Source organism: Rhizobium esperanzae (assembly GCF_014197615.1).
Classification (GTDB): Bacteria; Pseudomonadota; Alphaproteobacteria; order Rhizobiales; family Rhizobiaceae; genus Rhizobium; species Rhizobium esperanzae_A.
The window spans coordinates 140,326-165,295 of sequence record NZ_JACIFY010000013.1; the positions used below are offsets into that span (position 1 = coordinate 140,326).

At 62.1% G+C, this 24,970-nt stretch carries 19 protein-coding genes; 10 read left to right on the plus strand and 9 right to left on the minus strand.

The window, feature by feature from the left end:
• Window positions 1-35 precede the first annotated feature (35 nt).
• Window positions 36-635: a nitroreductase family protein gene (locus GGD57_RS18430; RefSeq protein ID WP_184471750.1), complete on the minus strand. Its 600-nt coding sequence runs from the start codon at window positions 633-635 to the stop codon at window positions 36-38.
• 46 nt (window positions 636-681) lie between these two features.
• The gene (locus GGD57_RS18435) at window positions 682-966 is read right to left on the minus strand and encodes a DUF2218 domain-containing protein (protein WP_184471751.1); all 285 of its coding nucleotides are present in this window, start codon (window positions 964-966) and stop codon (window positions 682-684) included.
• Between the two features lie 191 nt (window positions 967-1,157).
• Here GGD57_RS18435 and GGD57_RS18440 point away from each other — a divergent pair, with 191 nt between their 5' ends.
• The 10 genes from GGD57_RS18440 (at window position 1,158) to GGD57_RS18485 (ending at window position 11,239) form a co-directional block, all read left to right on the plus strand.
• Entirely contained in the window at window positions 1,158-2,111 is a 954-nt protein-coding gene (locus tag GGD57_RS18440) for a glutathione S-transferase family protein (RefSeq protein WP_184471752.1), read from the plus strand.
• 148 nt (window positions 2,112-2,259) lie between these two features.
• Entirely contained in the window at window positions 2,260-3,102 is an 843-nt protein-coding gene (locus tag GGD57_RS18445; protein WP_184471753.1) for a fumarylacetoacetate hydrolase family protein, read from the plus strand.
• 202 nt (window positions 3,103-3,304) lie between these two features.
• Window positions 3,305-4,582, plus strand: a complete 1,278-nt coding sequence (locus tag GGD57_RS18450; RefSeq protein ID WP_085735378.1) for a polyhydroxyalkanoate depolymerase — start codon at window positions 3,305-3,307, stop codon at window positions 4,580-4,582.
• Window positions 4,583-4,726: 144 nt separating this feature from the next.
• Window positions 4,727-5,161, plus strand: a complete 435-nt coding sequence (locus GGD57_RS18455; protein WP_184471754.1) for a DUF2852 domain-containing protein — start codon at window positions 4,727-4,729, stop codon at window positions 5,159-5,161.
• An 82-nt stretch (window positions 5,162-5,243) separates the two neighbouring features.
• Window positions 5,244-6,002: a M48 family metallopeptidase gene (locus tag GGD57_RS18460; RefSeq protein WP_085735380.1), complete on the plus strand. Its 759-nt coding sequence runs from the start codon at window positions 5,244-5,246 to the stop codon at window positions 6,000-6,002.
• Between the two features lie 75 nt (window positions 6,003-6,077).
• Window positions 6,078-6,746: a phosphoribosylanthranilate isomerase gene (locus GGD57_RS18465; protein ID WP_184471755.1), complete on the plus strand. Its 669-nt coding sequence runs from the start codon at window positions 6,078-6,080 to the stop codon at window positions 6,744-6,746.
• Window positions 6,747-6,748: 2 nt separating this feature from the next.
• A complete protein-coding gene (gene trpB, locus GGD57_RS18470; RefSeq protein ID WP_184471756.1) occupies window positions 6,749-7,969 on the plus strand; it encodes a tryptophan synthase subunit beta in 1,221 nt (406 codons plus the stop codon).
• Window positions 7,970-7,972: 3 nt separating this feature from the next.
• Complete coding sequence (gene trpA, locus GGD57_RS18475) at window positions 7,973-8,812, plus strand: tryptophan synthase subunit alpha (RefSeq protein ID WP_184471757.1); 840 nt, start codon at window positions 7,973-7,975, stop codon at window positions 8,810-8,812.
• Between the two features lie 141 nt (window positions 8,813-8,953).
• Window positions 8,954-9,859 (plus strand): acetyl-CoA carboxylase, carboxyltransferase subunit beta, encoded by a 906-nt coding sequence (accD, locus tag GGD57_RS18480; RefSeq protein WP_085735385.1) that lies wholly within the window; start codon window positions 8,954-8,956, stop codon window positions 9,857-9,859.
• Between the two features lie 27 nt (window positions 9,860-9,886).
• The gene (locus GGD57_RS18485) at window positions 9,887-11,239 is read left to right on the plus strand and encodes a bifunctional folylpolyglutamate synthase/dihydrofolate synthase (protein ID WP_184471758.1); all 1,353 of its coding nucleotides are present in this window, start codon (window positions 9,887-9,889) and stop codon (window positions 11,237-11,239) included.
• A 74-nt stretch (window positions 11,240-11,313) separates the two neighbouring features.
• Here the strand turns inward: GGD57_RS18485 and trxA are convergent, their stop codons facing one another.
• From trxA to ahcY, 7 genes are all read right to left on the minus strand, one after another.
• Complete coding sequence (gene trxA / locus GGD57_RS18490) at window positions 11,314-11,634, minus strand: thioredoxin (RefSeq protein ID WP_004672616.1); 321 nt, start codon at window positions 11,632-11,634, stop codon at window positions 11,314-11,316.
• 71 nt (window positions 11,635-11,705) lie between these two features.
• Window positions 11,706-15,257 carry a double-strand break repair helicase AddA gene (gene addA, locus GGD57_RS18495; RefSeq protein WP_184471759.1) on the minus strand — a complete coding sequence of 1,184 codons (3,552 nt, stop codon included), beginning with the start codon at window positions 15,255-15,257 and terminating at the stop codon, window positions 11,706-11,708.
• Window positions 15,250-18,444: a double-strand break repair protein AddB gene (gene addB, locus GGD57_RS18500; protein WP_184471760.1), complete on the minus strand. Its 3,195-nt coding sequence runs from the start codon at window positions 18,442-18,444 to the stop codon at window positions 15,250-15,252. The genes addA and addB overlap by 8 nt, the downstream gene beginning before the upstream one ends.
• 3 nt (window positions 18,445-18,447) lie before the next feature.
• Entirely contained in the window at window positions 18,448-19,179 is a 732-nt protein-coding gene (locus GGD57_RS18505) for a nucleotidyltransferase family protein (protein WP_184471761.1), read from the minus strand.
• Between the two features lie 13 nt (window positions 19,180-19,192).
• On the minus strand, window positions 19,193-20,704 hold the full coding sequence (gene tsaE, locus GGD57_RS18510) for a tRNA (adenosine(37)-N6)-threonylcarbamoyltransferase complex ATPase subunit type 1 TsaE (protein ID WP_184471762.1): 1,512 nt from the start codon (window positions 20,702-20,704) through the stop codon (window positions 19,193-19,195).
• Window positions 20,701-23,286: a PAS domain-containing sensor histidine kinase gene (locus GGD57_RS18515; RefSeq protein ID WP_184471763.1), complete on the minus strand. Its 2,586-nt coding sequence runs from the start codon at window positions 23,284-23,286 to the stop codon at window positions 20,701-20,703. The genes tsaE and GGD57_RS18515 overlap by 4 nt, the downstream gene beginning before the upstream one ends.
• A 202-nt stretch (window positions 23,287-23,488) precedes the next feature.
• Window positions 23,489-24,889 carry an adenosylhomocysteinase gene (gene ahcY / locus GGD57_RS18520; protein WP_184471764.1) on the minus strand — a complete coding sequence of 467 codons (1,401 nt, stop codon included), beginning with the start codon at window positions 24,887-24,889 and terminating at the stop codon, window positions 23,489-23,491.
• Between the last annotated feature and the right edge of the window lie 81 nt (window positions 24,890-24,970).

Here is a 24,970-nt window from a genome sequence, read left to right on the forward strand (position 1 = left end):
TTTTGTTTGCGCGATCGGCCCGATTTCGGCTTCGCTCAGTCGGCAATAAAACGGCCGTTGAAGGCAACCTCGGAGAGCGGTTTGCGCTGGCTGGGGAATTCGCGCGCCTGATTGCGTTCGGAAAGGACGCTCTTGTCGGCGATCCGGCCGACAGCAACACCGGCTTCGACCCGATAACCCTCGGGAATGGCGAAAGCCTGCCGGATCTCGTCATGCTTGATGCCGCCCATGCCATGGGCGTAAAAACCGGAGAGACGCGCCTGGAGCGCCAGGTATCCCCAGGCCGTGCCGGCATCGAAGGAATGGGTGTAGCTCGGCTTTGTCTCTGCTGAGCCGGCGGTCCCGGTGAAGGCGCGCGAGACGACGAAAATCAGCGCCGATGCGTTCGCCGCCCATTCCTGGTTGGCATCGACGAGCAATCCGACGAATGTCTGCCACTGCTCCGACCCTTTCAGGGCATAGATGAAGCGCCAGGGCTGTTGATTGGACGAGGACGGCGCCCAATGGGCTGCGTCGAGCAGGCTGAGCAGCTGTGCTTCCTCGATGATTTCGCCGGTGAAGGCGCGGGGTGACCAACGGTCGAGAAACATCGGATCGATCGGATATTGGGATTCGCGGTTATTGCTCTTCGTCATGCTTATTCCCGGGGGTTGGAGGCAGAAATTCGGATCGAGGTTCGGTTCAGTCCGTCCAGACGATGTCGAGCTCCTCGCGAAAGGCAAAACGCTTCAGGTGATCGTCGATGACACCCTGCATCCTGGCCTGCTGCGCGGCATCGGCGACGGAAAGCGCCATGGTCAGCGCCGTATCGTCGGCGGTAAACGTCACCTCGGTGGTCTCGTTGAACGGCACCCGGCCCTTATGCGGGTCGAAATCGACGCTGAATTTATGGCTCCAGTGTTTGCAGAGCTGCTGCAGGTAGCGGCTTGCATGTTCGGTGCGCACGACGGCTTTGGAAAGGTGCATGTCAAACTCCATTTCATCTTGGATTGGAGCCCTGATCTTGGACTAAACCAAGTCTTATTTCCTGCTTCGCAGCCTTGGCAAGCGCAGCGTCGTCGCAATCGGGGTGTACAGACTGTCTTCATAAAAGCGGCCTCACGCCGGCGTCGAAGCAGGATAATAAACGCTTCAGTCAATCGATCGGAGAGTTGCGCATGCTGGTGAATGGAAAATGGACGGAAGACTGGCAGCCCGTTCAGGCAAAGGATGAGAAGGGCGGCTTCATCAGGCAGACTTCGAGTTTCCGCAACTGGGTCACCCCGGATGGCGCCGCCGGGCCGACGGGCGAAGCCGACTTCGAAGCCAGCGCCGGCCGGTACCATCTCTATGTCGCCTATATCTGCCCCTGGGCCTCACGCACCCTGATCGGCCGCAAGCTCAAGGGGCTCGACGACGCCATTTCCGTCTCCGTCGTCGAACCGCGGCTCAGCAGACAGGGTTGGCGTTTCGGCGATTATCCCGGCGCGACCGAGGATCACGTCAACGGCACGACCTATCTGCATGAAATCTATACGAAGGCGTCCGCCGATTTCACCGGCCGGGCCACCGTGCCGGTTCTCTGGGACAAGCAGAGAAACACCATCGTCAACAATGAATCCGCCGATATCCTACGCATGCTGAACAGCGGCTTCGGCGAGCTGGCAAAAAATCCGATCGATCTTTACCCGGCGGAAAGACGCGGCGAGATCGATGCTTTCAACGACCGCATCTATCCCACGCTCAACAATGGCGTCTACCGCGCCGGTTTTGCCACCACCCAGCTTGCCTACGAAGAAGCCTTTGCCGATGTCTTTGCCTGCCTCGACTGGGTCGAGCCGCAGTTTTCCGATCGGTCCTTTCTCTTCGCCGATCACCCGACGGAAAGCGATATCCGGCTCTTCGTCACCCTCGTGCGCTTCGACGTCGCCTATCACGGCATTTTCAAATGCAATCTGCGCCGGCTTTCCGACTATGCCAACCTACGCGCCTTTTGCCGCCGCATGCTGGATTGGCCCGGTATTGCGGAAACGGTCAACCTCGATCACATCAAGCGCGGCTACTACTCGATCGAAAGCCTCAACCCGACAAAGATCGTTCCCGTCGGGCCTGATCTTGCGGAAATTTTTTAGAGCGTGATGCCGCAATTCATGCGGTTTGAGCCGAAATCCATTCGAATCCAGGAAAAGTCGTACCGCTTGGCGGCAAAGCCGTAATGACACCGGTGAATAATTCGTTCATAGGTGGCTGCAAATCCGTTTTCGATGAGGAGGAAATTCCATGAAGCTGATGCGTGTTGGCGAAGCAGGCAATGAAAAACCCGCGCTTCTCGATGCCGATGGCAAGATCCGTGATCTCTCCGGTCACGTCGCCGATATCGGCGGTGAGGCGATCTCACCGGCCGGCCTTGCAAAGATCGCGGCAATCGATCCGAAGAACCTTCCGGAGCTTGCCCCTGGCCGTATCGGCGCCTGTGTCGCCGGCACCGGCAAATTCATCTGCATCGGCCTCAATTTTTCCGACCATGCCGCTGAAACCGGCGCCACGGTGCCGCCCGAGCCGGTGATCTTCATGAAGGCGACCTCGGCCATCGTTGGTCCGAACGACAACGTCCGGATCCCGCGCGGTTCGGAAAAGACCGATTGGGAGGTCGAACTCGGCGTCGTCATCGGCAAGACTGCGAAATATGTCAGCGAAGCCGACGCGCTCGACTATGTCGCCGGCTATTGCGTGTCGCATGATGTTTCCGAGCGCGCCTTCCAGACGGAACGCGCCGGTCAGTGGACCAAGGGCAAGTCCTGCGACACCTTCGGGCCGATCGGTCCCTGGCTGGTCACCAAGGACGAGATCGCCGATCCGCAAAACCTCGGCATGTGGCTGAAGGTCAACGGCCAGACGATGCAGAACGGTTCGTCCAAGACCATGGTCTATGGCGTCGCTCACATCGTGTCCTATCTCAGCCAGTTCATGTCGCTGCATCCGGGCGACGTGATCTCCACCGGGACGCCTCCGGGCGTCGGGATGGGCATGAAACCGCCACATTATCTCAAGGCCGGCGACGTGGTCGAACTCGGTATCGAGGGTCTCGGCACGCAGAAGCAGACCTTCGTAGCGGATCATTAACGACGCTTTCCGCTGAGAAACTTAAGTTTTCCAGTCGATACTGATGCCGGAGAGTCACTTCTCCGGCATTTCTTGTGCGGGTCTGGTTCGTCCATGTTGCTGTGCAACAAAAAACTGTTAGTCTGAGTAACGTGCCCGCGTAACGGAAAGATTCGATGTCTTACAATCGGCGTCATCTTTTCGATAGAGAAAGGTGGCGCCTTTGTTTTATCAGCTTTATGAATTGAACCATGCTGCCATGGCGCCGTTTCGCGCCGCGGCCGATATCATGCGATTTGCCTATGCCAACCCGCTGAACCCGTTTTCCCATACGCCGCTCGGCCGGACGATGGCCGCAAGTCTCGAAATGTTCGAACGCACGACGCGCCGCTACGGCAAGCCGGAATTCGGGCTGAAGCAGACGACGATCGGCGATCAGACGGTTTTTGTTCGCGAAGAAGTCGTCTGGTCGCGGCCCTTCTGCAATCTCCTGCATTTCGCCCGCAACGCCCCGGCCGCCCGCGGCAACGATCCCCGTATCCTGATCGTCGCGCCGATGTCCGGCCACTATGCGACGCTGCTGCGCGGCACGGTCGAGGCGCTGCTGCCGAGTGCCGATGTCTACATCACCGACTGGATCGACGCCCGTATGGTGCCGATGACGGAAGGCACGTTCGATTTCGACGATTACGTCGACTATGTCATCGAGATGCTGCATTTCCTCGGGCAGGACACGCACGTCATCGCCGTCTGTCAGCCTTCCGTTCCGGTGCTGGCGGCGGCCGCGGTGATGGAGGAAGCCAATGATCCGCTGTCTCCGTCGTCGATGACGCTGATGGGCGGCCCGATCGACACGCGCATCAACCCGACGGCGGTCAACAAGCTCGCCCAGGAGCGGTCGCTGCAATGGTTCTCCGACAATGTCATCATGAACGTGCCCTGGCCGCAGCCGGGCTTCATGCGCCCGGTCTATCCGGGATTCCTGCAGCTTTCGGGATTCATGTCGATGAATCTCGACCGCCATCTCGTCGCCCACAAGGAATTCTTCATGCATCTGGTGAAGAACGACGGCGAGCCGGAAAAACATCGCGATTTCTACGACGAGTATCTCGCCGTCATGGATCTGACCGCCGAATTCTATCTGCAGACGGTCGAGCAGGTCTTCATGAAGCATTCCCTGCCGAAGGGCGAGTTGATGCATCGCGGCAAACGCGTCGATCCGGCAGCGATCCGGAAAGTGGCGCTGCTGACCGTCGAGGGCGAGAATGACGACATCTCGGGCGTCGGCCAGACAAAGGCGGCGCAGACCATCTGCGTGAATATTCCCGAAGATATGCGCATGCACTATCTGCAGCCGGATGTCGGCCATTACGGTGTGTTCAACGGCTCGCGGTTCCGACGCGAGATCGCGCCGCGCATCATCAATTTTGTCCGGGAGCATTCCCGTTCGGCCGTCAAGCCGCCGGTGCCGCGTGTCATCAAGGGCGGCCGCACCGCCTGATTTAGGGGTGGCTGATTTAGAAAAGCGGATTCAAGGCTTTGTCCGATTTCGCGGGCAATCGTCTTGAAGGCCGTTGTTGCGGTAACCACATCGATTTCAGCGTTCGGTATCCTGCCGGGCGCGGAAAGCGAGGATACCCGCACGATGAACCAGTCAGCATTGCTTCGACCGGATTGGACTCCGGCTACCATTGCCCTGATGATTCTCGGCTTCATGGTTTTCTGGCCTCTGGGTCTGGCCATGCTTGCCTACATCATCTTCGGCGACCGTTTGCGCGGCTTCAAGCGTGACGTCAACCAGGCGACCGATGGCTTCTTTGCCTCCTGCCGCCGTTCGAACGGCCGTCACCGCCCGCACTTCTCGACCGGCAACGCCGCCTTCGACGACTGGCGCAAGGCCGAGATCGACCGGATCGAGGAAGAGCGCCGCAAGCTCGATGAAATGCGCGAGGAATTCGACGCCTACATGCGCGAACTTCGCCGCGCCAAGGACCAGGAAGAGTTCGATCGCTTCATGCGTGACCGCAAGAACACCAAGCGTGACGACAACGGCCCGGTCGCTGGATACCAGACGCCGTGAAGGCCTGAATGCTGAAAATGACCGGCATCTTCCGATGCCGGTTTTTCTATGCCCGCTGCCGGCGAATCGGGTAGAAACAACCATGTTCTCGCTTCTGAAGACAAGGCCGAAAGCCCGAAAGCCGGCTCCGCCCGAAACGCGGACGCTTGATGTGGCCGGCCGGCTCATGCCGCTGACCATCAAGCAGCACGACCGGGCGACGCGCATCACCTTGCGCATCGAGCCGGGCGGCCGGGCCTTGAAGATGACGGTGCCGAAAGGTCTTGCGGCACGCGAGGTCAATGCCTTTCTCGATCGGCATCAGGGTTGGCTGCTCACCAAACTTGCCAAGTTTTCGACCGATGCCGGTCTGCGCGACGGCGGCGAAATTCTCTTTCGCGGCGTTTCCCATCGCATCCAGCATACCGGCAGCGTGCGCGGCCTGACGGAAGCCGTCTCCATGGACGGCAAACCGGTGCTGCTGGTCAGCGGCATGCCGGAACATGTCGGGCGGCGCATCGCGGCCTTTCTCAAGAAAGAAGCGCGCACCGACCTCGTCAGGCTGGCGACGATGCATGCCGGAACGATCCGGGCTCCGATCCGCTCGATCTCGATGAAGGATACCCGCAGCCGCTGGGGCTCGTGCTCGTCGGAGGGAAATCTGAGCTTTTCCTGGCGCATCGTCATGGCGCCGCCCTCGGTGATCGATTATCTCGCCGCCCACGAAGTTGCCCATCTCAAGGAGATGAACCACGGGCCTCGCTTCTGGGCGCTTTGCAAGAAGCTTTGCCCCGGCATGGAGGAAGCGAAATCCTGGCTGAAGCGGCACGGAAGCCAGCTGCACGCCATTGATTTCGACTGACCGACATTGGCGCTAAATGCAGCCTAGCACGCAAATTGGCTCGACTCTTGCTGCATTTCGTGTCACTTCGCTGCCATGAAACCCGATATCAAGATCTGTGGCTTGAAGACGCCCGAAGCGATCGATCGTGCGCTGAAACGCGGCGCGACCCATATCGGTTTTATCTTCTTCGAAAAGAGCCCACGCTACATCGAGCCGGACCTGGCGGGTAAACTCGCCGAACCCGCACGTGGTAAGGCGAAGATCGTCGCCGTCGTTGTCGATCCCACGAACGACGAGCTGGATGAGATCGTCTCGCTGTTGAAGCCGGATATTCTGCAGCTGCACGGCAATGAGAGCCCCGAACATGTGCTGACGATCAAGGCGCTCTATGGCCTGCCGGTCATGAAAGTCTTTTCTGTGCGCACGGCCGACGATCTGAAGCGCGTCGAAGCCTATATCGGTATTGCCGACCGTTTCCTGTTCGACGCGAAAGCGCCGAAGGGTTCGGAACTGCCCGGCGGCAACGGCATTTCCTTCGACTGGAGCCTTTTGAGCTGGCTCGACGGCAGCATCGACTACATGCTGTCCGGCGGGCTGAACAAGGACAATGTCGCGGATGCGCTGGCGAAGACCAAGGCGCGTGGTATCGACGTCTCCTCGGGCGTCGAAACTGCGCCCGGCGTGAAGAGCGTCGCAATGATCGATGAATTTTTCGATGCGGTCGAAGAGGCGGATGCGCCTGTCATGGCCTCAGGGAGTTGAGAGTGAACGAAACGCCTAAACCGAATTCCTTCCGTTCCGGGCCTGATGAGGACGGCCGCTTCGGCATCTATGGCGGTCGTTTCGTTGCCGAAACGTTGATGCCTTTGATCCTCGATCTGCAGGACGAGTGGAACAAGGCGAAGAACGATCCGGCATTCCAGGCCGAATTGAAGCACCTCGGCGCCCATTATATCGGTCGCCCGAGCCCGCTCTATTTCGCCGAGCGGCTGACGGCCGAACTCGGTGGCGCCAAGATCTATTTCAAGCGCGAGGAGTTGAACCACACCGGCTCGCACAAGATCAACAATTGCATCGGCCAGATCCTGCTCGCCAAGCGCATGGGCAAGACCCGGATCATCGCCGAAACCGGCGCCGGCCAGCACGGCGTCGCCTCGGCGACCGTTGCCGCCCGCTTCGGCCTTCCCTGCGTCGTCTATATGGGCGCCACCGACGTCGAGCGTCAGGCACCGAACGTTTTCCGCATGAAGCTGCTCGGTGCCGAAGTCAAACCGGTCACCGCAGGCAGCGGCACGCTGAAGGACGCCATGAACGAGGCGCTGCGCGACTGGGTCACCAATGTCGAGGATACCTACTATCTGATCGGAACGGCGGCCGGTCCGCATCCCTATCCGGAGATGGTCCGCGATTTCCAGTCGGTGATCGGCGCGGAAGCGAAAGAGCAGATGCTGGCTGCCGAAGGCCGCCTGCCGGATCTCGTCGTCGCGGCCGTCGGCGGCGGTTCGAACGCCATCGGCATTTTCCATCCCTTCCTCGATGATCCCACCGTGAAGATCGTCGGCGTCGAAGCCGGCGGCAAGGGCCTGCAGGGCGACGAACATTGCGCTTCTATCACTGCCGGCTCGCCGGGCGTGCTGCATGGCAACCGCACCTATCTGCTGCAGGATGGCGACGGCCAGATCAAGGAAGGCCATTCGATTTCGGCCGGTCTCGATTATCCCGGCATCGGCCCCGAACATTCCTGGCTGAACGATATCGGCCGCGTCGACTATGTGCCGATCATGGATCACGAAGCACTTGAGGCGTTCCAGACGCTGACCCGCCTCGAAGGCATCATCCCGGCGCTCGAGCCCTCGCACGCGATTGCCGAGGTGATCAAGCGCGCACCGAAGATGGGCAAGGACGAGATCATCCTGATGAACCTCTCCGGCCGCGGCGACAAGGATATCTTCACCGTCGGCAAGATTCTGGGAATGGGACTGTAAGACATGACCGCACGCATGGACAAACGCTTTGCCGAGCTGAAGGCCGAGGGCCGTCCGGCGCTTGTGACCTATTTCATGGGCGGCGATCCTGATTACGATACCTCGCTCGGCATCATGAAGGCGCTGCCCGAAGCAGGCTCCGACATCATCGAACTCGGCATGCCCTTTTCCGATCCGATGGCCGACGGACCGGCGATCCAGCTGGCTGGCCAGCGTGCGCTGAAAGGCGGTCAGACGCTGAAAAAGACGCTGCAGCTGGCGGCCGATTTCCGCAAGACCAACGATGCGACGCCGATCGTCATGATGGGCTATTACAATCCGATCTACATCTATGGCGTCGAGAAATTCCTCGACGACGCGATCGCCGCCGGCATCGATGGCCTGATCGTCGTCGACCTGCCGCCGGAAATGGATGACGAACTCTGCATTCCGGCGATCCGCAAGGGCATCAATTTCATCCGTCTGGCAACGCCGACCACCGACGAGAAGCGCCTGCCGGCCGTCCTGAAAAACACCTCCGGCTTCGTCTATTACGTCTCGATGAACGGCATCACCGGCTCGGCGCTGCCCGATCCGTCGCTGGTTTCGGGCGCTGTCCAGCGCATCAAGCAGCATACCGAACTGCCCGTCTGCGTCGGCTTCGGCGTCAAGACGGCGGAGCATGCGAAAGTCATCGGCGGTTCGGCCGATGGCGTCGTCGTCGGCACCGCCATCGTCAATCAGGTCGCCACCAGCCTGACCGCGGACGGGAAGGCCACGGCCGATACGGTTCAGGCGGTCGCAACACTGGTGCGCGGTCTGTCCTCGGGAACACGTTCGGCGCGCCTTGTTGCTGCCGAATAGTTTGCCCACATTGGCAACGGAGCATGTCGCGCAAAAGTGTGCAGCGGTTTTGCGGCAACGACTGCGGGAAAACAAAGATCTAAAGCGTGGCAACCGATCTGAAAGATCGTGACGCGTGTTAGTCAGTTAGGAGAATTCGAGTTGAACTGGATCACCAACTACGTTCGCCCGCGGATCAATTCCATGCTGGGCCGTCGCGAAGTGCCGGAGAACCTCTGGATCAAGTGCCCGGAAACCGGCGAGATGGTCTTCCACAAGGACCTGGAAGGCAACAAATGGGTCATCCCGGCCTCCGGCTATCACATGAAGATGCCGGCGAAGGCTCGTCTGGCCGATCTTTTCGACAATGGCGAATATGAATCGCTGCCGCAGCCGAAGGTCGCCCAGGACCCGCTGAAGTTTCGCGATTCGAAGAAATACAGCGATCGTCTGCGCGACAGCCGCCTGAAGACCGAACAGGAGGACACGATCCTCGCCGGCCTCGGAAAGGTGCAGGGCCTGAAGCTCGTCGCCGTCGTGCATGAATTCAACTTCATCGGCGGTTCGCTCGGCATGGCCGCCGGCGAAGCGATCGTCAAGGCTTTCGAACGTGCGACGTCGGAAAAATGCCCGCTGGTGATGTTCCCCGCTTCCGGCGGCGCGCGCATGCAGGAAGGCATTCTTTCGCTGATGCAGCTGCCGCGCACGACCGTTGCCGTCGATCTGCTCAAGGAATCCGGCCAGCCCTATGTCGTCGTTTTGACCAATCCGACGACCGGCGGCGTCACGGCCTCTTACGCTATGCTCGGCGATATTCATCTGGCCGAACCCGGCGCCGAAATCGGCTTTGCCGGCAAGCGCGTGATCGAACAGACGCTGCGTGAAAAGCTGCCGGAAGGCTTCCAGACCTCCGAATATCTGCTGGAACATGGTATGGTCGATATGGTCGTCAAGCGTCACGACATTCCGGAGACGCTGGCGCGCATCCTGAAGATCCTGACGAAGAAACCCGTTTCGGCAGCAAACGACGTGACTCGCGGAGCGATCGCCTTGGCGGCGAGCGCCTGATAACAGGTAAACAGGCGGGGTGCCGAAATGATACCCAGGGGCCAAACCGCGGTGAGTGAGGCAGCGCAAGAGATCGAAAAACTCATGGGATTGCATCCCAAGGGCTTCGACCTGTCTCTCGATCGTATCACCCGTCTTCTCGATCAACTCGGCAATCCGCATCTGAGATTGCCGCCGGTGATCCATGTCGCCGGCACCAACGGCAAGGGGTCGGTCACCGCCTTCTGCCGCGCCCTGCTCGAAGCCGGCGGCTATAGCGCTCATGTCCACACCTCGCCGCATCTCGTCAATTGGCACGAGCGTTATCGTATCGGTGTGCCGGGCGGACGTGGGCAGCTTGTCGATGACGCCGTCTTTGCCGAGGCCCTGCGTCGTGTGGCCGATGCCAATGCCGGACAGCATATCACCGTCTTCGAAATCCTGACGGCGGTCACCTTCATCCTGTTTTCCGAACATCCGGCCGATGCCGCGATCATCGAAGTCGGTCTCGGCGGCCGCTTCGACGCCACCAACGTCATTTCCGACCCGGCCGTCTCGGTGATCATGCCGATCTCGCTGGATCATCAGCCCTATCTCGGCGACAGGGTCGAACTGATCGCCGCTGAAAAGGCCGGCATCATGAAGCCGGGATTGCCCGTCGTCATCGGCCATCAGGAATATGATGCGGCCCTCGACGTGCTGATGGCGACGGCTGAGCGGCTGCATTGCCCGAGCGCCGTCTTCGGGCAGGATTTCATGGCACATGAGGAATATGGCCGCCTCGTCTATCAGGACGAATTCGGCCTTGCCGACCTGCCGCTGCCGCGCCTTCCCGGCCGGCATCAATATGCCAATGCCGCCGCCGCCATCCGCGCCGTCAAGGCGGCGGGTTTTACCGTCACCGAGACGATGATGGAAAAGGCGATGAGTTTCGTCGAATGGCCGGGCCGGCTGCAGCGGCTGAGCGAAGGCCGGCTGCTGTCGCATGCGCCAGCCGGCGCCGAGATCTGGATCGATGGGGGGCATAATCCCGGTGCCGGCGAAGTGATCGCCGAAGCCATGGCCAATTTCGAGGAACGCCAGCCGCGGCCGCTTTTCCTGATCATCGGCATGATCAACACCAAGGATCCGGTCGGTTATTTCAAGGCCTTTGCCGGCCTGGTCGAGAAGGTCTTCTGCGTGCCGATCCGAGGCAGCGAAGCGATGATCGACCCGGTGATACTGTCGAATGCCGCCTATGATGCCGGCCTGGTCGCCGAACCGATGTCGACGGTCGGCGATGCGCTCGAAGCGATAAAGGCCGTCCTTGATCCGGAGGCTCTGCCGCCGCGCATCCTGATCGGCGGCTCTCTCTATCTCGTCGGCGATGTGCTTTCCGACAACGGCACGCCTCCGAAGTGAAGCGGGCGAAGTGAAGAATGCGAAATGAAAAAAGCCCGGTCGAAGCCGGGCTTTTTTCATCTATGCGATATCAATCAGGCAGCGTTCGAAATCCAGTTCGAAAGAGCCGTCTTCGGCTTGGCGCCGACCGAGATATCCGCGACTTCGCCGCCCTTGAAGATCGCCAGCGTCGGAATGGAGCGCACTCCGAATTGTGCGGCGAGTTCCGGGTTCTCATCGATATTGAGCTTGGCGACCTTGACCTTGCCTTCCATCTCGACGGAGATTTCTTCGAGGCTCGGAGCAATCATCTTGCACGGGCCGCACCATTCAGCCCAGAAATCGACGACGACGGGTTCTGCGGATTCCAGAACTTCCGACTGGAAGTTATTGATATCGACTTTCACGGTAGCCATGGGCTGCTCCTTTGAATTGGGTGTTGAACCACATGTGATGGTGCGGTGCCGAATTTTCAATATTCGGTATTTCACTTTGTCTTGACCGCTGCAAGCGCCAAACCGAGCACCGTTTCGCTCAGCGTGTAGAGCGAGGCATTCTCGGTATAGACAAGCATGCAATCGATAGGCTTGCCGGGATAGAGCGGCGCCAGGATCTCGCGATAGATTGCCAGCTGCGCCCGGTGCGCGAAGGGGATCGCCTCTTCCGTCGCCGGCGGCACCCGATTGGTCTTGTAGTCGAGAATGACGACGCGGTCGGCAAGGACGGCAAGCCGGTCGATACGGCCGGAGACGGCATAACGTCGGCCTTCGAGCGTCAACGTTCCCATGATCGAGACTTCAGGCTGGGCCTGCGCCCCGAGGACGGCCTGCAGGCCCTCCTCGTCCAATAGTTTCAGAACCGAATCGACAAGTTTGCGCCGCTCGGCGTCCGGCCAGAACCGTGCCGCCCGCTCGGCATAGCGGCTCGCCGCGTCGCGCCGTTCGCCGGGTGGAATGTCGGGAAGCGCCTGTAGCATGCGATGGATCAGCCTGCCCTTCTCCAGCGAACGATCGCTGCGCTCCTTCTCGCCGAACAGCGGCGATGCGATGAGCAGGCCGCCGTCATCCTCGTCGATGATCGTCCCGGCGCCGGAAGGGCTGAGCGGGCGCGGCAGCTCAGCCTGCGGCGGCAATGGCCGCAACAGACCGTCCGGCAGGCTCTCCTCGCTGTCGCGCTCTCGGGCGCGCTCGGAACGCTCGAAGCTTCGTTCCACCCGCGGCACACGCCATTTGATACCAGGCCATTCGCCGTCAGGACCGGAGAAGGTGGTCGTCTCGACATGCGGATGGTCGTCGTGCAGTGCCGCCGAAATCATCATATGCCAGGTGTCGTTGTTCACCCGCACGCCGCGATAGCCGCAGACGACTAGCCGGTCGGCGGCCCGCGTCATGGCGACATAGAGCAACCGGCGGTATTCTTCCTCCGCCAGCATCTGGATCCGCGCCGCATCGGTCTGCGTCAGCGAATTGGCGAGATCGGAGACAGGAACCCAGACCGGCATCGGCGGCTCGTCAGCGTCGGTCTCGATCAGGCGCAGTTTCGGCAGATGGGTATGGGTGAAGGCCTTCGAACCGCCGTCGACCAGGAAAACGATCGGTGCCTCCAGGCCCTTGGAAGCATGCACCGTCATGATCCGCACCTCGTTGCGCCCCTTGTCCTGCTCGCGCTTCACCACCGGTGCTTCGAGTTCCAACGTCGAGATGAAGGATTGCAGCCCGGGCAGGCCGGAGCTTTCGTGGTCGAGGGTGAAGGTCAGGAATTCGTCGAGAATATCGCTGACCTCGGTACCGAGCCGGGCAAGGAATTGCCGCCGCCCGCCATGGCTGCCGAGCACGCGCGCATAGAAGTCATGAACCGACAGGCTCCGGGATTGCCGAAGGAAAAGCTCCAGCGTCTCCACGGCAGCGCGGAAACGCTCGGTGCCGTCGGCGGCGAAGCGTTGGAGATGGCTCCAGACGCTCTCATTGTCGCCGCGCAGGCCGGCGATCGCAAAGATGTCGTCCTCGGAGAGATCGAAAAGCGGGCTCTTCAGCACGGCGGCGAGCGAAAGGTCGTCTTCCGGCAGAAGGAGGAAACGGCCGAGCGCCAGCAGATCCTGCACGGCGATATGGCTGGTCAGCACCAGCCTGTCGGCGCCGGCGACCGGAATGTCGCCGCGCCGCTTCAACGCGCGCGTCAACGCATTGACGAAGGCGTCGCGCTTGCGCACCAGCACCAGGATGTCGCCGGCTTCGATCAGGCGCTCCTTGCCTTTGTCGACGATCGTCTCGCGCCCGACGAGCGCGCCGATCGAATGGGCGATCCGTCGCGCCAGGATTGCCGCCGGCGCGCTTTCCGGCGTCGCGTCGAAGGGCGCCGTCCAGTCCTCCTCCTTCACCACCGCTTCCGGCGCGACCATGTCCCAGAGATCGACGGCGCCGGGATGTCCGATGCGGCTGGAACGATGCACCACCGGTTCGCCGAGCGCACTGAGGCCGCGGGCATTGTCGGGCGACGTGAAGATCTCGTCGACGGCCTGGAGCACGTCGGCGGTCGAGCGAAAGGAAAGCGGCAGCCGGACGGAGGAAAAATTCTGGCCGCTGTCGGAGACACGCCGCCGCGTCCGGTCGCTTTCCTCGGAAAAACGCTCGGGCCTTGCGCCCTGGAAGGAGTAGATCGACTGTTTTTCGTCACCGACGGCAAAGAGCGTGCGCACGATCGGCCGGGCGCTCTCGCCGGAGAAGAAATCCTGAGCGAGCGACTGGATGACGCTCCACTGGATCGGGCTGGTATCCTGCGCCTCGTCGACGAGGATATGATCGATGCCGCGATCGAGCTTGTAGTGGACCCAGGGACCGACGCCGCTTTTCGTCAGCAGGTCGGCGGTACGGGTGATCAGATCCTCGAAATCGAGCTGGCTGCGCTGCTTCTTCAGTTCCTCGTAATCGTGGTTGAGCCGATCGGCGAGCACGAGTGCGGCATGGGTCGCGCCATACATCCGCATCAGCTTCAGCCGGTCGCGGCTTGCCGCGACATGGGCGCGGGCAGCAGCGATCCCCTCCGCCAGCTGCGGCGCTTCGGCAAGCATGGCCTTGACGAAGAATTGCGAGTCGGCCTTCGGTTCGCCCTTCGCCGTCAGAAAGATTTTTTCGAGAAACTGCGCGCGCCTTGCCTCGTCGCGTTCCCGCCCGGCAAGTCTCAGGCCGTAGGCAACCTCCTGCGCCTTCGCGCCGCCCTTGTGGTCGGCCAGCGAGAGATAAAGCTCCAGCATGCCGCCCGAAAGCTGCGGCAAAGGCCAGTATTGCGCCGCGATCCGGCTTTCCGTGTCGTCGGCGGCAAGGCCGAGCCGTTGGCGCAGCACTTTATCGACGCCACCTTGCTGTTCGGCCATACCAGCAAAACGGCGAATCGCGTTGCGATTGGCGACGATGTCGCCGAGCAGGTTCTCCAGTCCGGATTCGTCGCCGAGATCGAGCACATAGGCAAAGGCCCCGGCCAGAACGCTGTCTGCCTCGGGCGCGGTTGCCGTCAGCAGCGCCCGGCGCGCATCGGAAAGCAGTGCGGCTGCCGCGCGATCGTCGAGAACCGAGAAATGCCCGGCGACATTGGCCTCCAGCGGGAACTGATGCAGCAGCGCCTCGCAAAAGGCATGGATCGTCTGGATCTTCAATCCGCCGGGTGTTTCCAGCGCCTTGGCAAACAGCCGGCGGGCCTCGGCAAGCTTTATTCGATCAGGCGCCGTCCCCTCGATCTGGGTGATCCGCCGGCTCAGATCTTCATCGTCGAGCACCACCCAATCCGCCAGGCGCTCGAAGACGCGGTTCGACATTTCCGAGGCAGCAGCCTTGGTATAGGTGAGGCACAAAATGGCGGAAGGCCGCGCCCCGGCAAGCAGGAGACGGATGACGCGCTGGGTCAGGACATGCGTCTTGCCGGAACCGGCATTGGCCGAGACCCATGCCGAACGCTCGGGATCGGAGGCAATCGCCTGCTGGATCGTCGTCCAGCCGATCCAGGCGCGCGGATCGTCGTCGCTCGGAAGAGGCGTTACATCACTCATCGCCGCCGCCTTCCTCGGTCTCGGCCGTCGACCATTCGGAGACGCGGGCGAGATGATCGTAGTCGCCGCCGAAATCGAATTGCTGCGCCGGAATGAGCCGCGAGGTGAAGCCTTTCTCGCCTGATTGCAGCAGGCCCACGAATTTGACCAGCTGGTCGATCGATTCCTCGGCGAGATCCATCGCCGACTTCGCCTTGTCGCTGCGCGCCGCGCTCTCATTGTTGACGGTATCAATCTGGAAGCGGCGTCCCGGCCGCAGGCGGACGTAGAGCAGGTCCTGCGGCACCAGGCTGCCGGCATCGCGGAAGGCGCCGCGGTTCAAGGCCGCCGCTTCGAGCGCAAGCTGCGGATCGAGAAGCACGCGTGCCTGCGCCGGCGAGGGATTGTAGCCGGTTTTGTAATCGATGATATCGGCAGCGTTCGGTCCGGTGATATCGATCCTATCGGCGACGCCAGTGAGCCGGATATTGATCGCTTCCAGTTCAACGCCGCCGCGCACTTCCGTCAGCGTCTTGCGGATGCCGGGCCGCCGTTCGGCCTCCCATTCGAGGAAGGCGCGGGCCACCGCGCGAAAGCGCGGCCGCCACACGGCATCGATATGCGGCGGCAGCTGCTCCATGTCGAACAGCTCGGAAAGGATGCGTTCCATCGCTGCCGCCGCATCCGGCGTGCCGGCGACATGCGCCTCGCGGATGAACTGGTCGATGATCTTGTGATAGAGCGTCCCGCGCTCAGCCGCTCCCGGATCGCGGTTGAACGCATCGACAGGATCGAGGCGCAGGATGCGGCGGGCGTAGATGGCGTAGGGATCGCGACGCAGCCGCCCGACTTCGCTGAAGGAGTAGGATGTCGGCTGCAGCGCCAACGGCGGTTTCGGCGAGGGTCGCTGCGCCGGAGCCTGGGCCTCGTCGCGATCGATCAGGGCCGCCCATCGAAGGAACCGGCTGCCGCGTCCCTTCAGTTCCGCTTCGAACGCCTCTCCGGCCAGCGCCAGCAGTCGCTGCAGCCAGCGTGAGGCGACGGTCGGCGTCGAGCCTTGGCGCAGCGATCTGGAATAGATCAGATGGCGCGTGCCGTTTGCCATCTCGAAGTCATGCGCCAGCTGGCCGATGCGCCGTTCAGGCGGCTCGAGGCCGATTTCCGTCTTCATCATACGCGGAATGAAGGGATTGTTGGCGGTCTGCCCTGGCCAGGTGCCTTCGTTGAGGCCGCCGAGGATGAGGGTGTCGACGCTCTGCAGGCGGGCTTCCAGCGTGCCGAAGATGAACAGGCGGGGATGGCTGAGCGCCCGCGGCTTCACCGCATGGCCGGCGGCAAGCGCTGCCATGATGTCGATCCATTGCGGCCCGTCGGCCTCCATCTGGCCGTCCGTATCGATCACTTCGCCGAGCAGGGCGGCGAGCGCATCGCCGGCTTCGCCTGACCAGAGATCGGCGAGATTGCCTCGCGGATCGGCAGCCACCGCTTCGAGCGAACGGCCGGTGCGCTCTGCCCATTCGGACAAGGTTAAACTGGCAGTCCTTCCGCGGTCTTCCGGCCGGTGCCGCAACAAGGCCGAAGCCAGAGGCTCGGTCGCCCGGGTGACCCGGCGCGCCAGGTCGTATGCGGCTTCGGCGGCGTCTAATGCAAGCGCCTTTCGCCATTGCGGCGCGTGCCTGTCGAGGGCCTGTTCGGCAAGCTGATGGGTGAGCAGCGGCTCGAGCGTACTGATATCCACCTCGGCGACACCGCCGCGCATTGCCAGCAGTTCGAGCGCCTCGGTAGCGGAAATCAATGCGGCGCGGTCCAAGCCGAAGCGGGCCAGCGGATGTTTGAGCAGCGAGACGATCGCCACCGGATCGCCCGGCCGCAGCGCTGCTTCCAATAGCAATTGCAGCAGCGTGCCCTGCGGCGTGGCCGCAAGCGGCGTGCCCGCCGAATCGTCGGCCAGGATGCCGAAGCGGGAAAGCTCGGCCATCACCCGCCGGGCGAGATTGCGGTCCGGCGTGATCAGCGCCGCCCGGCTCTCGCCGTTCTGTCCCGGCTTCTCCAGTGCAAGCCGCAGCGCGATGGCAATCGCGGTCGCTTCCTCGCGCTCGTTGGCGGCTTCGATCAGCGAAACGTCGGCGAAGGCTGAAGACAGAGCTCCCGCGGGCAGCTCGCTCTTCCATACCCCCCAATCGCTGGTCGCCTCCGATGGGGTGAGCGCCCGAGACAGGACTTCGGCGCGCCGCTCAAGATCGGCCTCCGGCCGGTCGAGCAGCGTCACGTCGGCACGCGTCAGTTTCAGTCGCTTGAGCAGAGACGACAGGCCATATTGCGGATGGCTTCGGCTTGCCGGATTGGCATGCTGGCCGGGTGCCGGTTCCGGCGCGACCATCTGCCAGTCTTTCTCGGGCATGGAGAGATCGAGGCCGGGCAGCACGATCACCCCTTCAGGCATATTGGCGACGGCGGCGATGAGATCGGCGGTGGCGGAAACCGAACCTGTCGAACCGGCGATGATGATCGGTCCGGCGGGCTTCGTCGCCGAAAGCCTGGATGCTTCGGCCCGGAGAATGGCGTTTCTGTGCCGCGCCGGCGAGGATTTGCCGAGTTCGGAAAGCCGTTCCGGCCAGAAGGCGCTGGCGATCTGCAGGAATTCCGCCGTCAGCTGCCACCAGGCGGCATAATCGCCGGTGTCGAGTTTCGACAGTTCCGACCAGTCGAGATCCTCGGTTTCGATGGAATCGATCAGTTCCGCAAGATTGCGGGCGAGCCAGATCGCATCGGCCGGGCTCGCCGGCGCGACGAGTGGCGAGTCCGAATGAATGTGGCGGACGATGTCCGGCAGCTTGTTTCGCCAGGCAAGGATGAGGCGGGCAAGCTCCAGCAGCCGGGCGGTATTCGACAGCGGCTGGGCGAGATCGATCGTTGCCGGCAGCGCCTCGTCGAAATAGCCGCTGTCGTCATCGGTTTCTCCGAGAGGACGAATAACCGGCAGGATCGCCGAGCGGCCGCCGAGCAGATCGACGAATTCCGAACGCAGCACGCGCACGGCGCGCCGTGTCGGCAGATAGATCGTCACCTTTGAAAGCGACAGCGGATCATCGGCCTCATGCCGGAAGAGCGGCGTCAATCGGCCGTCGCAAAGCGTCGTCGCCAGCGTTTTCAGGAAGGAGCTGCCCGCCGGGATCGTCAGAATGCGTGGCTGGTGCCGCTCCACCATGGCTCACGCGAACGTCCGCAGCCGTCGGATCGTTTCCTCCGCCTCGCCGATCGCCTCCGGCGTTCCCACAGTCAGCCAGTGGCCGTCGAGCACCATGCCGAACAGCCGTTTGCGGGCGATCGCCCTGTCGAAATAGATATTGAGGTTGAAGGCATCCTGCGGTGCATCGTCGAACAGCGACGGGTTCATGGCGATCGCACCGGCATAGACGACGGGATTGGAAGGGTCGTCGCGATACCGCGTCAGCCTTCCATCGGCCGAAAGGCTGAAGTCGTTTTTGCCGTTGTGGCCGGTGGTATCTTCGATCCCAACGCAAAGCAGCGCCATGTCCATGCGTTCGGCATCGAAGAATCCGGCTAAGCGTTGCAGATTGGTCGGCCGCCCTGGCTGTTCGCCGATCCAGAAGAGATCGGCATTCATGACGAAAACGTTCTCGCGATCGAGCAGCGTCAGGCCCTTGGCCAGCCCGCCGCCGGAATTCATCAGCGCCTCCCGCTCATCCGATATGATGATGTCGAGGCCGCGATAGGCCTTGAGATGGTCGAGCATCTGGCCGGCATGGTGGTGAACATTGACGACGGCTCGTTCGACGCCGGCGGCAACCAGCGAATCCAGCGCGTAGTCGATCATCGGCTTGCCGTCGATTTTCACCAGCGGCTTCGGGATCGTGTCGGTGATCGGGCGCATGCGGGTTCCAAGACCCGCGGCCAGTACCATGGCTTGTCTGATCGTCATGCTGATCCGGAACTTATGATTCGCTTTGGCCTATTCCAGCCCTTGCGCACCAATCGCGCAAGGGGGCAAGCGCTTCGTGCTCGAGCGCGACCTGGAGATAGGCGAGCGTTCGCGGCATATGTTTGAGATAGCCGGGCTTGCCGTCGCGCTGCAGCAGCCGCACCCAGAGACCGGCAAGCTTGCAGTTGCGCTGCGCCGACATGATCGCCCAGGCCTTCATGAATCCGGCTTCGTCGAATCCGCCTTGTGCGCGGCGAAGGCTGAGATAATCGTCCATCAGTTGCCGGAAGAGGTCCGGTTCGATCGTCACGCGCGCATCCTGAACGATCGAGGCGAGATCATAGGCGGTCGGGCCGATCATGGCGTCCTGGAAGTCGATGAGGCCGATCTTGCCGATACCGCTTTCCTGTTCGCGCCAGATGATGTTCGGCGAATGGAAGTCGCGCAGCAGCAGGTTGGTTTCAGCCGATTGCAGCTCGTCGATCAGATGGTCCCAGATCGCAAGATATTCCGCGCGTTCGGCATCCGTGGGGGCCGTGCCGCGCTTCCAGGCGATATGCCAGTCGAGCACGAGCTGCACTTCCATCTTCATCGCCGTGCGGTCGAAGTCCGGAATGTGATGCGTATGCGCTGGAGGAACCGGGATATCCTGCGGAATCTGCATGGAATGAAGATGAGCAAGGCAGGCGACGCTTTGCCGGTAACGATCGGCGATCGGCCGCCCGGCGTCATCGAGCACGCCTTCGGTGCCGAGATCCTCGATCAGCAGGATGCCTTTGATATAATCGACCTTATAAATCTCCGGCGCTGCAAAACCGCGTTGACGCAAGGCATCGGCAATCGCAACGAAGGGATAGGCGTTCTGGGCGAGATGCGCGACCTTGGGATAGGACTTGCCGTCATGGACCGGCGGCCCCTCGGGATGCGGGCGCCAATCCATCAGTATTTTTCGCGGGGCAGCGTCCGGATAGATCGCCTCATAGGCCCGCAGCGAAGCATCGCCGGTCAGGAAGCGGCGTTTGACAGCGGGATAGCCGGCTTCGTCGAGGAAGGCTCGGATCGCCAGGACCCTGCGGATACGCGAGGCCTGCGGGTCCGGGGCCTTGATCGTTGCCCGGCGGCCGCTGTCTTCATGTTCCAAGCCCAGAGCGATACGTTCGGTAGGCAGTTCGCCCTCGGCCATCTCCGGCCATTCGACCAGGCAGATGCCGTTCTCCAGCGCCTCGTCGAAGCCGAGTTCCGTCAATTCGGCCGGATCGCCGAGCCGGTAGAGATCGAAATGAGAAATGGGAATGCGCAGATCGTAGGATTGCACCAGCGTGAAGGTCGGGCTCGGGACTTCGAGCCCTTCGTCATCGGCCATGGCGCGCAGGATCGCACGGGCGAGCGAAGATTTGCCCGCGCCGAGATCGCCGGAAAGCGCCAGGCAATCGCCGGCTTTCAGGGCGAGCGCCAGATCGTCGCCGAAGCGGATGGTCGCCGCTTCGTCCTTCAGAAAAACCGAGATCGTATCGACGGTCGTCATTCGGCGGCGGCGGAATGCGGGATGTCGACCGAGGGAATGCGGCAGACCACGGTCGTGCCCTTGCCCGGCTCGCTGTCGATCGTCACGTCACCGTGATGCAGGCTGACGAAGCTGTCGACGATCGACAGGCCGAGGCCGGCACCGCCGCGTTTGCCGCTTTTCGCTCCGGTCGCAAAACGATCGAAGACGGTTGCGATCATGTCAGGCGAGATGCCGGGGCCGCGATCGCGGACGGCGAAGACGAAATCCGTGCCGTCGCGGTGGCATTCCAGCGAGATCGAGGTGCCCTCGGGCGAAAAATTCGCCGCATTGGCAAGCAGCTTCAGCAGGATCTGCTTCAGCCGCTGCGGATCGGCGACGATCGAGCCGAGATAGGCGGGGGCGGTGATTTCAAGCGCCACGCCGCTTTCATGCAGGCGATCGGCGATCTGCATCGAGACGTCGTCGAGCAGGTCGTTGAGATCAATATCCGCATAGTTGAGCCGCATGATGCCGGCATCGACGGTCGCGAGGTCGAGGATATCGTTGACGAGCGTCAGGAGAACCGAGGACGAGGTCGAGATGTGGTCGATATATTCGGCCTGCCGTTCGTTCAGCGGTCCGACGCCCTGCGTGCGCAGCAGGTCGGTGAAGCCGATGATATTGGTCAGCGGCGAGCGCAGCTCATAGGAAACATGCTGGACGAAATCGTTCTTCAGCTCGTCGGCCTTGCGTAGCGCCTCGTTCTTCTCGGTCAGCGCCCGCTCGGCCCGCACGCTGTCCGTCATATTGACGAAGGTCAGCATGGTCTGTGCGTTCGGCAGCGGGATGACGGCATAATCGAGCACCAGGCCGGAGAAGAGTTCCAGCGTTCCCTGGCCCGAGCGGCGTTCGTCGTCGAAGCTGGTGATCAGTTCGGCGAAAGTCTTCCAGCCGTCCGGCCGGTCGTAGGAGGGCGCGCAGGCCTCGCCCAATGCGCGGATATGGGTGCCGGGCTTGGCCTCGGTTTCCGTGATCCCCCAGAGCGCGCGGAAGGCAGGATTCGACAGCCGGATGCGTCCGTCCGGGCCGAATACCGCCACACCTTCGGACAGATGGTCGATCGTTTCGCCCTGCACCTTGACCAGCGTGTTGTAGCGCGTTTCGAGATCGACCTGCTCGGTCAGGTTTTCGAACACCCAGGTGGCGCCCCCTTGCGGGTGGGCGGTCGCAAAGACGCGCAGCGTCTGCCCGTTCGGCAGGTGCCAGAGGTCGGATTGTGTGTCGAGCGCGCGATAGACGGAAAGGGCGGCTTCCTTCCAGCTTTTCCAGTTGAGCTGGTCCGGCAGCTTCTTGGCCGCCCGCAGCCGCTCGAGCAGTTCGCTATTGTCGGGCCGGCCTTCGAGGAAGGCGATATCGAGCTCCCAGAGCGCGACGAAGGCCTGGTTGTAGAATTGCAGCCGGCGGTCGCCGTCGAAGATGGCGACGGGCGTGGCGAGATGGTCGAGCGTTTCGGCGTGGCTCTTCAGCGTCCGCTCCAGCTCGGCGCGCACCGCCTCTATATCGGACACATCGATTGCAATGCCGGCCGAGCCGCCGGGAAGCCTGACGTCGACGACATCGAAGAATGTGCGGTTGCCGTGCACGACAGTCGAGATCGTGTCGTGGAAGGGCGATTCCGGCGTCGTCGTCGCGCGAATGCGTTCGCGCGCCACGGTCGTCAGCATCTCGCGGCCTTCATTGATCGCCTGCTGCGGCGATCGCGCTTCGACGGCCTCGCCATAAGCCTGGTTGACCCAGGTCAGCCGGCCCGCCGGGTCGCGCTGCCAGGCCGGCATGTCGATCGCGTCGAGCATGGTCTGGAAGGACGAGATCGAGGTCATCAGCCGGTCGCGCTCGATCCTGAGTTCCGCGAGCTCGGCGCGCAGATTGTTGAGCGCCACGAAGCGGACGAAGGCGCGCCCGCCGGAAACCCGGCCCTGCGCCTCGAGGATTTCGTCGCGAATGGTTTCGACCACCATATCGAAGCTCTGCGCCCCGTCGCGCAGCCGGTCGATCGCCTTTTCCAGATCGGAGGCCGAGCGTGACTTCAGCCAGAGGCCGAAGGCCAGGAATTCGCCGTCCTGCGGCGCGCCGGTCTCCGGCGGAAGCTGGCCGAGCAGTTCGGGACGGGTATTGCCGTCCCAGATGACGATCCGCCGGTTCTTGTCGGCGATCAGCGCCTGGTATTGCGAAATGCGCTGCTGGGCATCGGAAAGCGCCGAGCGGATTTCCCGGCTCTCGTTTTCCAGATTGCCGCGCTGGCGCACGAGCCACAGGGTCGAAAGCAGGGCTGCCGATATGACGCCGATGACGACGGAAACGCCGACGACCTGCGAGGATGTGAAGAGGTGAGCCGAGGCTGCCGCCTGCTGCTCGCCCTGTGCCAGAACCGGCCGCGCCAGCGCGGCAAGCGCCGTGCCGGCCGCGCAGGCTTTCAGAAAGCGCGCCAATGATCGATGCTCTTGCTTTGCGGCCTCGTGTGCCGTTGCAGATTTATGTTCTTGACCTGTCATGACAAGGCGGCGACCGGCGCGAGCGCCATCATCCGCCTGACCGGACAGGCTGTTTTTCATTTCCGACATCCGCGGTATGTCTCCGTCCTTCAATGTGCCGCATTACGACAAGACATCCCATTTTCGAGCGGTCGGACGGGGTCCGGCGTCCCGAATCAAGTCTTAAAACAATACTTCGGAAGGGAATCGGCGGGAAGGGAGCGCCCAAAAAATAAGCCGCGGCATTTGTCAATGCCGCGGCTTCTACATCTTGTGGATATTAACGATAGGATCAATATCTGTAGTGGTCTGACTTGAACGGGCCCTTCGGCGAGACGCCGATATAGGCAGCCTGTTCCGCAGAAAGCTCCGTCAGCTTCACGCCGAGCTTGTCGAGATGCAGGCGCGCGACCTTTTCATCGAGATGCTTCGGCAGGATATAGACCTGGTTCGAATACTGGCCGGGCTTGGTGAAGAGCTCGATCTGCGCCAGCGTCTGGTTGGTAAAGGAGGCCGACATCACGAAGGACGGATGGCCGGTGGCGTTGCCGAGGTTGAGCAGGCGGCCTTCGGAAAGAAGGATGATGCGGTTGCCCTTGGGGAATTCGATCAGGTCGACCTGCGGCTTGACGTTGGTCCACTTGAGGTTACGCAAGGCAGCGACTTCGATTTCATTGTCGAAGTGACCGATATTGCCGACGATCGCCATGTCCTTCATCGCCCGCATGTGGTCGATGCGAATGACGTCCTTGTTGCCCGTCGTGGTGATGAAGATATCGGCCGAGGAAACGACGTCCTCGAGCAGCACGACCTCATAACCGTCCATGGCGGCCTGCAGGGCGCAGATCGGATCGGCTTCGGTAACCTTGACGCGGGCGCCGGCGCCGGAGAGCGAAGCGGCAGAACCCTTGCCGACGTCGCCGTAGCCGCAGACGACGGCAACCTTGCCGGCCATCATCACGTCGGTGCCGCGGCGGATGCCGTCGACCAGCGATTCCTTGCAGCCGTATTTGTTGTCGAACTTCGACTTGGTGACGGAGTCGTTGACGTTGATCGCCGGGAAGGGCAGCAGGCCCTTCTGGCTGAGTTGGTAGAGGCGGTTGACGCCGGTCGTGGTTTCTTCGGTAACGCCCTTGATCGCGTCGCGCTGCTTGGTGAACCAGCCCGGCGAAGCGGCAAGGCGCTTCTTGATCTGTGCGAAGAGGATTTCCTCTTCCTCGGAATGCGGATGGGACAGCACGTCCTCGCCGGCTTCGGCGCGGGCGCCGAGCAGGATGTACATGGTGGCGTCGCCGCCGTCATCGAGGATCATGTTGGAAAGGCCGCCATCGGCCCACTGGAAGATCTTGTCCGTATAGACCCAGTAATCTTCGAGCGACTCGCCCTTGATGGCGAAGACAGGCACGCCGGCGGCGGCGATCGCGGCAGCGGCATGATCCTGCGTCGAGAAGATGTTGCACGAAGCCCAACGGACTTCGGCGCCGAGCGCCACCAGCGTTTCGATGAGCACGGCCGTCTGGATGGTCATATGCAGCGAGCCGGTGATGCGTGCGCCCTTGAGCGGCTTTGCGTCGCCGAATTCGGCGCGGCAGGACATCAGCCCCGGCATTTCGGTTTCGGCGATGGTGATTTCCTTGCGGCCGAAATCCGCAAGCCCGATATCGGCGACGACATAATCTTTTTCAGTGCTCATAGAGGTCTCCAGGCTGAAAAACGTCTCAAAAAAAGCGCAGGCACGAGCAAGCGCACGGCATGCCAGCCGTTTAGCAGGCTT